The organism is Actinobacillus ureae ATCC 25976, assembly GCF_000188255.1.
In the GTDB taxonomy this organism is placed as follows: domain Bacteria; phylum Pseudomonadota; class Gammaproteobacteria; order Enterobacterales; family Pasteurellaceae; genus Actinobacillus; species Actinobacillus ureae.
Genome location: NZ_GL831081.1, coordinates 328224 through 337202, shown reverse-complemented (window position 1 = coordinate 337202; position 8979 = coordinate 328224). Strand labels below are relative to the sequence as shown.

At 40.4% G+C, this 8979-nt stretch carries 6 protein-coding genes and 5 tRNA genes; 3 read left to right on the top strand and 8 right to left on the bottom strand.

All coding sequences use genetic code 11. The features are described 5' to 3' along the window. Positions 1-71: 71 nt before the first annotated feature. The 8 genes from HMPREF0027_RS12250 to HMPREF0027_RS09430 form a co-directional block, all read right to left on the bottom strand. Positions 72-245, bottom strand: coding sequence for a hypothetical protein (locus tag HMPREF0027_RS12250; protein WP_181893782.1), 174 nt, complete (start codon positions 243-245; stop codon positions 72-74). 632 nt (positions 246-877) lie between these two features. Continuing rightward, positions 878-3217 carry a Tex family protein gene (locus HMPREF0027_RS09460; protein WP_005624632.1) on the bottom strand — a complete coding sequence of 780 codons (2340 nt, stop codon included), beginning with the start codon at positions 3215-3217 and terminating at the stop codon, positions 878-880. Positions 3218-3291: 74 nt separating this feature from the next. Beyond that, complete coding sequence (pilW, locus tag HMPREF0027_RS09455) at positions 3292-3840, bottom strand: type IV pilus biogenesis/stability protein PilW (RefSeq protein WP_005624630.1); 549 nt, start codon at positions 3838-3840, stop codon at positions 3292-3294. 54 nt (positions 3841-3894) lie between these two features. Then, positions 3895-5076 (bottom strand): dual-specificity RNA methyltransferase RlmN, encoded by a 1182-nt coding sequence (gene rlmN / locus HMPREF0027_RS09450; RefSeq protein WP_005624627.1) that lies wholly within the window; start codon positions 5074-5076, stop codon positions 3895-3897. 251 nt (positions 5077-5327) lie between these two features. After that, a tRNA-Val gene (locus tag HMPREF0027_RS09445) sits at positions 5328-5403 on the bottom strand. Between the two features lie 50 nt (positions 5404-5453). Continuing rightward, a tRNA-Val gene (locus HMPREF0027_RS09440) sits at positions 5454-5529 on the bottom strand. A 50-nt stretch (positions 5530-5579) separates the two neighbouring features. Then, positions 5580-5655: transfer RNA gene (locus HMPREF0027_RS09435), tRNA-Val, on the bottom strand. A 47-nt stretch (positions 5656-5702) separates the two neighbouring features. Further along, positions 5703-5778, bottom strand: a tRNA-Val gene (locus tag HMPREF0027_RS09430). A 204-nt stretch (positions 5779-5982) separates the two neighbouring features. Here HMPREF0027_RS09430 and gltX point away from each other — a divergent pair. The 3 genes from gltX to HMPREF0027_RS09415 all read left to right on the top strand — a co-directional run bounded on the left by gltX (position 5983) and on the right by HMPREF0027_RS09415 (position 8948). After that, positions 5983-7422, top strand: coding sequence for a glutamate--tRNA ligase (gltX, locus tag HMPREF0027_RS09425; protein WP_044024506.1), 1440 nt, complete (start codon positions 5983-5985; stop codon positions 7420-7422). Positions 7423-7471: 49 nt separating this feature from the next. Then, positions 7472-7547: transfer RNA gene (locus HMPREF0027_RS09420), tRNA-Ala, on the top strand. A gap of 180 nt (positions 7548-7727) precedes the next feature. Beyond that, a complete protein-coding gene (locus tag HMPREF0027_RS09415; RefSeq protein ID WP_005624620.1) occupies positions 7728-8948 on the top strand; it encodes a tyrosine-type recombinase/integrase in 1221 nt (406 codons plus the stop codon). Positions 8949-8979: the final 31 nt, after the last annotated feature.

Genomic DNA, 8979 nt, shown 5'->3' with positions numbered 1-8979 from the left:
TTATTAGAAGCTAAAGAAGTATTAGTTACTAATTATTAAATTAAAAAGCACGTCTATGACGTGCTTTAATCTTACATAATAGAGCATTCTCTATTTAATTTTCTAAACCATTCACTAAATTGTTGTCTAGTTGTATTGACTTCTTCAGTAGTAACTGGTGATGTTCGATTTGTTTCATCAATACTGATAACTTTCATTAGTTTTACTAGATTTTCGTGTTTTGTCCCTTTTTTAGCATAATTCACCAAATACAAAGTAGCGCCTGAGTCTTTCGCTATTTGAAATAGAGAGATAAACTTAAATTTATTTTTAAAAAATATCTATTGGGGCGAGATGTATGAGGTGTTACAACTTGATCTTCATGACATCGTAAATATTCAAAAATAATATATCCATATTTAGGACGCTTTTGCACACGGTCAAAGTTAATTGCGTAAGTGACATCTCTTCGTAACATTTCTTGAGCAAACTCAAATCCGCTACTGTCATCTTGCCCTAAAGATTTACTAAAAGTCTGATTAGTATTTAATATATTGATACCTCAAAAAAATATAAATTCTTAACTGTTGAATGAACTAATATTCTTAATAAAATAGCAAGCCTTGCTCTTGATTGAATTTCATCTGTATTAATCCAGTTTTCAATATCATTAGCTTTTATACTTAAAAAAGGCGGTGCATATGTATGCGTTATAGGAGTTGCGGATTTTTGTATAAGCGACTCATCATATTCTGATTACCATTGCATTAAGGTTTCTAAAGGAAAGCTAAATAATACAGATTGACTTAAGGGAAATAAAATAGCAAGCTTCCAACTAGCTATTTTTCTAAATATATCCGATAAATAGATATACAAATTTGTTTTTTCAACTAAAACGCTACTTCTTCCAACCTTTCAACGCATCAGCAAACGTATTGTTGGCGAACTGATTACGTTGTGACTTATTATTGGAGAAGCGGTCAGATTTTTCGCTATTTTTGCGATTTTCTTGCGGATTTCGACCGCTTGCCGGTTTGTCGGTCGGCTTATCTTCTAAACGCATAGTGAGCGCAATACGTTTACGCTGTACGTCCACTTCTAATACTTTCACTTTCACCAAATCACCGACTTTCACCACTTTATGCGGTTCTTCCACGAAGCTGTTCGATAACATTGAAATATGTACCAAACCGTCTTGGTGTACTCCAATATCCACAAAAGCACCGAAGTTTGCCACATTTGTTACCGTCCCTTCTAAGATCATACCGACTTTCAGATCTTTAATATCTTCTACGCCGTCCATAAAAGTTGCGGTTTTAAATTCACCGCGTGGATCGCGTCCCGGTTTTTCTAACTCTTTGAAAATATCATTTACGGTTGGTAAACCGAATTGCTCGTCCACGAAATCTTTTGCATTCAACTGATGAATACGAGTCGCATTGCCCATTAATTCCGCAAGGGTTGAATCGGTTGCTTGGAGAATTTTTTCCACCACCGGATAAGCCTCCGGATGCACGCTCGAAGCATCTAACGCATTCTTACCGCCGATAATTCGCATAAAACCGGCACACTGTTCAAAGGCTTTCGGCCCTAAATGAGGCACTTTTTTCAGGTCGGAACGTGCGTTAAAACGTCCGTTTTCATCACGAAACGCCACGATATTTTGTGCTAATGTTTTGCTCATACCGGCAACACGAGCCAATAACGCTGCAGAAGCGGTATTAAGATCCATCCCAACCGCATTTACACAGTCTTCAACCACTGCATCAAGTTTGCGAGCCAGTTGTGACTGATTTACATCGTGCTGATACTGCCCAACACCAATCGCTTTTGGTTCGATTTTTACCAATTCCGCAAGTGGATCTTGTAAACGGCGAGCAATCGATACCGCCCCACGTAATGAAACATCCAATTCAGGGAATTCATTTGCCGCTAATTCGGAAGCCGAATAAACCGAAGCACCTGCCTCACTGACCACCACTGTTTGCGGAATCAACATATCCGGTTTGCTTTCTTTGATCTGTTTTAACAGATCCTTGGCAAAACGTTCCGTTTCACGAGAAGCCGTACCATTACCAATCGCAATCAGCTCAACATTATGTTGCTTGATTAATTTATACAGCGAAACTTCCGCTGCCGCTTTGCCTGTTGTGTGCGGATAAATGGTGTCGGTCGCCAATAATTTACCGGTATTATCCACCACAGCTACTTTCACACCAGTACGTAAGCCCGGGTCTAAGCCCATGGTATTTTTTGCACCTGCCGGAGCCGCCATTAATAACGCCGACAAGTTGCGAGCAAATACGTCAATTGCTTCTTCTTCCGCTTTCTCACGCAATGCGCCCATTAATTCGGTTTCCAGATGAAGTGCGGCTTTAATTTTCCAAGTCCAAGCAATCACTTGTTCACGCCATTTGTCTGCCGGTTGTTGATTGAATATCACGCCTAAATGCTGGCGAATAATTTCTTCGCAATGGCTTATTCGAGCGCCTTCTTCCGCTTCAGGATCCGCATTTAACGAAAGTGATAATACGCCTTCATTTCTGCCTCGGAACATTGCTAACGCACGGTGCGAAGGTACAGATTTAAACGGTTCGCTATGCGCAAAATAATCTCGAAATTTTTCGCCTTCTTCTTCCTTGCCTTCAATCACTTTTGATTCCAACGTTGCGTAAGCGGTCAAATATTGGCGCAATTTTGCAAGTAAATCAGCATCTTCTGAAAAACGCTCCATCAGAATATAACGAGCTCCGTCTAACGCAGATTTAACATCCGCTACACCTTTTTCCGCATCAATAAAAGATTCCGCTAACACTTCCGGTGATTGGTTCGGATCATTCCATAAGCTATCAGCCAGCGGCTCAAGACCTGCTTCAATCGCAATTTGCCCACGAGTACGGCGTTTCGGTTTATAAGGCAGATAAAGATCTTCTAATTCGGTTTTACTTTCAGTCGTTTCAATTTTGGTACGTAATTCATCCGTCAATTTACCTTGATCTTCAATCGATTTAATGATCGTTTGACGACGATCATCTAACTCACGCAAATAAATTAAACGTGTTTCAAAGTGACGTAATTGAGTATCGTCTAAACCGCCAGTGACTTCTTTACGATAACGTGCGATAAATGGAATTGTATTACCCTCATCGAGTAATTTGATTGCAGCGAGAATTTGATATGCCCCAACAGAAAGTTCTGTGGCAATAATCTGGCTAATTTGTGTATTGAACTCTGACATTGCGTTTTCCTAACAAATAAAATTCGCTTTATTTTAGCAGTAAAAAAGACAATGCCCAAAAATAAAAGTTCGAGCTAGCGTAGTGCCGCCGCTCTTGATTTATCTAACTTTTCTAATTGGTTTAACGCTTCGTTTACTTTAGCTAAATTCGGCTCTTGTTTGGCACACAACACAATATTTTCGAGGCTATCGGCTTGATGATAATAAGGTTGTTCGCTTTGCACTGCTTGTTCAAATTGTTGGTACGCCTGCCTGAACTTAGCTTGTTTACACAGAAAAGTGCCGTAATTATTTAAGACATCCGGACGATTATCACTTAATTTCAATGCTTGCTGATACGCTTGTTCCGCATGAGTTTGATCACCGATTTGCTGATAGTAATAAGCTAAAACGGAATGAGGTAAGTAATCGTTTTGATCATGGCTTAGCGCTTTATCAATATTCTCTTTCGCTTTGGGTAAATCATGTTGATCGAGATACGCTAAGGCTAAATTGATACGCGCTTTAACTGCTTCCGAACGATTAAAAGTGGTTTGAGAGATAGGAAGCTGAGAAGAACAACCGAACAGCACAGATAACAGCATACAAGCGGTCAAATTTCGCAAAAATTTTGCAAGGTTCATATTGTTCTCCTCAAGATATACTCCCTTCGCTTGAGTTGCTTAGGGAGAAATTGGTTAATGGTTTTGCACCGCAATACCTTTGCCAAACTTACGTTTTTCCATGGTACGTTTGGTTCGGTCGATGACATCACCGGCAAGCTGACCGCAAGCGGCATCAATATCGTCACCACGAGTTTTACGTACAATAACCGTAAAACCGTATTCCATTAAGGTTTTTTGGAAACGATCCACACGGCTATTTGAACTCTTACCGTAAGGTGCTTCCGGGAACGGGTTCCATGGAATGAGATTGATCTTACACGGCGTATTTTTTAATACTTCGGCTAACTGATGCGCGTGTTCCGTGCCGTCATTAACGTGATCTAATAACACGTATTCAATCGTCACTTTACCGTGGTTCGCATTCGATACTTCAAGGTATTTATGCACAGAATCCATCAACATTTTGATATTATACTTTTTGTTAATCGGCATAATTTCATCACGCAATTCATCGTTCGGCGCATGCAATGAAATCGCTAATGCCACATCAATTTTTTCACGCATAATATCAAATGCCGGCACTACGCCCGCAGTTGAAAGCGTTACACGACGTTTAGATAAACCGTAAGCAAAATCATCTAACATAATTTCCATTGCCGGAATCACGTTATTTAAGTTAAGTAACGGTTCACCCATCCCCATCATTACCACGTTGGTAATCGGACGCACACCGGTTACACCGAAGTTACCAATGATTTTTGAAGCTCGCCATACCTGACCGATAATTTCAGAAACGGTTAAGTTACGGTTAAAACCTTGCTGAGCAGTTGAACAGAATTTACAGGCTAACGCACAGCCTACTTGTGAAGAAACACATAAAGTCGCACGATCCGCTTCCGGAATATACACGGTTTCAATTTGCTGATCACCTACTTGCATCGCCCATTTGATTGTGCCGTCACTTGAACGCTGCTCGACAGATACTTCCGGTGCTTTGATTTCTGCAATTTGTTTTAATTTTTCACGCAATACTTTATTGATATTGCTCATATTATCGAAATTATCTTCACCAAAATGGTAAATCCATTTCATTAATTGGTCGGCACGAAACGGTTTTTCGTCCATTTCGGCAAATAACTCACGCATCTCTTGGCGAGTCAAGTTCATTAGGTTAATTTTTTCTGATTTAGGGTGTTGCACTGCGGCATTCATTGCTTGAATTTCGCTCGCACAAGTTTGGGTTTGTTCTGACATGAGAGTAAAAGCCTCGTTGTTACACGGTTTACGGCAAAAGGATTAGTTTTGCAGGTTGATAAAATAAAAAGACCGCAAATTTTACTCGTCTATAAGGTTTAAGGCTAGTGATTTTTAAACGAAATGGGAAGTTTTTAATCTGAAATTTTCGATCAAGATCGCAAAAAAGTGATGAAATGCAAAGATAGAGGGTAAAATAGCAAATTTTAAATGTTATTTGATAATGAATTAAAGAATAGGATAAGAAGTAGTGGTGGGCGATACCGGTCTCGAACCAGTGACCCCCTCCTTGTAAGGGAGGTGCTCTCCCAACTGAGCTAATCGCCCCCATGATATAGCATTTGCTATAGCTTGAAGTTTATGATGAAAATCTAAAGTGGTGGGCGATACCGGTCTCGAACCAGTGACCCCCTCCTTGTAAGGGAGGTGCTCTCCCAACTGAGCTAATCGCCCACTTGAGATTTCATCAAAGGGAATTGAAAAACGAAATACTTGTTGAAAAGTGGTGGGCGATACCGGTCTCGAACCAGTGACCCCCTCCTTGTAAGGGAGGTGCTCTCCCAACTGAGCTAATCGCCCGTTTTCAATTATTAGATTGTAATCAACACGAAATACTTATTGGAAAGTGGTGGGCGATACCGGTCTCGAACCAGTGACCCCCTCCTTGTAAGGGAGGTGCTCTCCCAACTGAGCTAATCGCCCGTGTTGTGGAGTGGCATTATAGAGATTTTTCACCTATCGTCAAACCCTTTTTTTAACATTTTGGCTTGTTTGTTGAATTTTTCGTCCAAAACCCTCATTTTTTACGTTTTTTAACCTTCAACCGCTAGGTTAACCGTAGTAGAATAGACAAATCTTTTGTTTAAAAAAGCCGTTCTCGGCAAATTACTTAATAGGCTGACAATAATGAATATCGAAACTCTTTTCCCTTTAGATCCGAATGTAAAAGTGCGCACCCGTTTTGCGCCTAGCCCGACCGGCTATTTACACGTTGGTGGTGCACGTACCGCTTTATATTCTTGGTTATATGCAAAACATTTTAACGGTGAATTTGTATTACGTATCGAAGATACCGACTTAGAACGTTCTACACCGGAAGCAACTGCAGCAATTCTTGAAGGTATGGAGTGGTTAAATCTCGCTTGGGAACATGGTCCATACTATCAAACCAAACGTTTTGATCGTTATAACCAAGTAATTGATCAAATGCTCGAGCAAGGTTTAGCGTACCGTTGCTACTGTTCAAAAGAACGTTTAGAAAACTTACGTAACGAACAAGAAGCAAATAAAGAAAAACCTCGTTACGACCGTCACTGCTTAGGTAATCACGAACATTCGGCAGATGAACCTCATGTTGTGCGCTTTAAAAACCCACAAGAAGGTTCAGTAGTATTTGAAGATGCGGTACGTGGCCGTATCGAAATCAGTAACAGTGAGTTAGACGATTTAATTATTCGCCGTACAGACGGTTCGCCGACTTATAACTTCTGCGTGGTGGTAGATGACTGGGATATGGGTATTACTCACGTTGTACGTGGTGAAGATCATATCAACAACACACCTCGCCAAATCAATATCTTAAAAGCATTAGGTGCACCGATTCCGACTTATGCTCACGTATCAATGATTAACGGTGATGACGGTCAAAAATTATCAAAACGCCACGGTGCGGTAAGCGTAATGCAATATCGTGATGACGGTTATTTACCGGAAGCCTTAGTAAACTATTTAGTACGTTTAGGCTGGGCTCACGGCGACCAAGAAATCTTTAGCCGTGAAGAAATGATCGAATTATTCGACATTCACTCAGTTAGCAAATCGGCAAGTGCTTTCAATACCGATAAATTACAATGGTTAAACCAACACTATATGCGTAGCTTACCGGCAGAGCACGTAGCGAAATATTTAGCGTGGCATATGAATGATCAAGCAATTGATACGTCAAACGGTCCTACATTGGAAGAAATTATTCCGGTATTAAGCGAACGTGAGAAAACATTAAAAGAATTAGCTGCCTCAAGCCGTTATTTCTATCAAGAATTTGACGGTTATGATGAAAAAGCCGCAGCGAAAAACTTCAAAGCGGAAGCGGTTGCACCACTTGCAAAATTATTGGAAAAATTGACCGCTTTAACGGATTGGAGTGTAGAAGCGATTCACGATGCGATGAACGCAACAGCAACTGATTTAGAAATCAGTATGGGTAAAGTGGGGATGCCGTTCCGTTTAGCAGTAACCGGTTCGGGGCAATCGCCGTCAATGGACATCACAGCAAAATTAGTCGGACGTGAACGTACTTTAGCCCGTATCCAAAAAGCGATTGAGTTTATTCAAGCGCAAGCATAATTTCCTATTGACAGCTAAAGTGGCGGCATTTATTATGTTGCCACTTTTTGGGGATATAGCTCAGTTGGGAGAGCGCTTGAATGGCATTCAAGAGGTCGTCGGTTCGATCCCGATTATCTCCACCAATTCAAAATAAACTGATGTAAATAAACGTCTACGCAAGCCTTATAGCACAACGCTTTAAGGCTTTTTTTATTGTCTTTTATTGTCAATTCGCGTCTTCTGAAATCATTGATTTTTAGTAACACTGTAAGTAACATCGTCACAAATAACAAAAATTAGTGTTACTAAAATGAGTGTTACATATGGCAAGAACTACAAAGCCCCTTACTAATACCGAAGTAGATAAAGCTAAACCGCAAGATAAAGAGTACAACCTATCTGACGGCAACGGATTATATTTACGAATTAAACCAAACGGGGCGAAAAATTGGATTTTTAACTACTTTAAGCCTAATGCTAAAAATCGGTCTAATTTAGGTTTAGGCGTGTATCCGGAAATTTCCTTGAAGCAAGCTCGAGAAATCCGCAATGAATACAATCAGCTATTAGCCAAAGGTATTGATCCTAAAATCTACCGCCAACAACTCGAAGAACAAAAAAACTTTGAGAAATCCAACACCTTTAAAAACCTTTCTGAAAAATGGCGAGAAAAGAAGCGTGATGAGGTACAGGAAAGCACCATAAATAAAGAGTATCGTCGATTAGAGCTTTATGCCTTGCCTTACTTAGGACACCTATCACTTAATGAGATTTCCGCCCCTGTTGTGGTTACTGCATTACAACCACTTTATAAAAAGAATCTGAATGATACCTTGCATCGCTTAATTCGTATGATCAACGAAATCATGAATTTTGCGGTAAATGGCGGACTCGTAAAATACAATCCTTGTTCGACGATTGGAGAAATGTTTGCGAAGAAGCAAAAGGAAAACAACCCTACTATTCCACCTGATAAATTGCCCGAGCTAATGGCAAAGATTGCAAATGCTCATATTGAACCGCAAACCCGTTACTTGATTCAATGGCAACTACTAACGATGGTTCGCCCCCGTGAAGCGGTTAGTGTTGAATGGGCAGAGATTAATTTAGAAAAAAGATTGTGGACAATCCCACCGGAAAAGATGAAAGGAACGAGGAAAGGACGTTTACAGCATATTGTGCCACTATCAACGCAAGCAATCCGAGTGCTTGAACGACTTAAACCGATTACAGGGCATTTAAAACACGTTTTCCCGCATTACTGTAAACCGGCTGAACATATGAATAGCAGCACGGCAAATATGGCACTTAAGCGAATGGGCTATAAAGATGTTTTGACCGCTCACGGTATGCGGTCTTTAGCTAGAACCTATCTAGCTGATAATGACGTAACGCACGAAGTGGCAGAAGCTTACCTAGCGCATAGTGTGGGGAATGTGGTTAGCCAAGCCTATAACAAATCCACCTACTTAGAACAACGTATAGGTGTGATGCAAATGTGGGGGGATTATGTAGAGCGTTGTTCAATGGTGGCGACTATTTAATAGTAGAGGTATGACTAACCGGCTCAATATT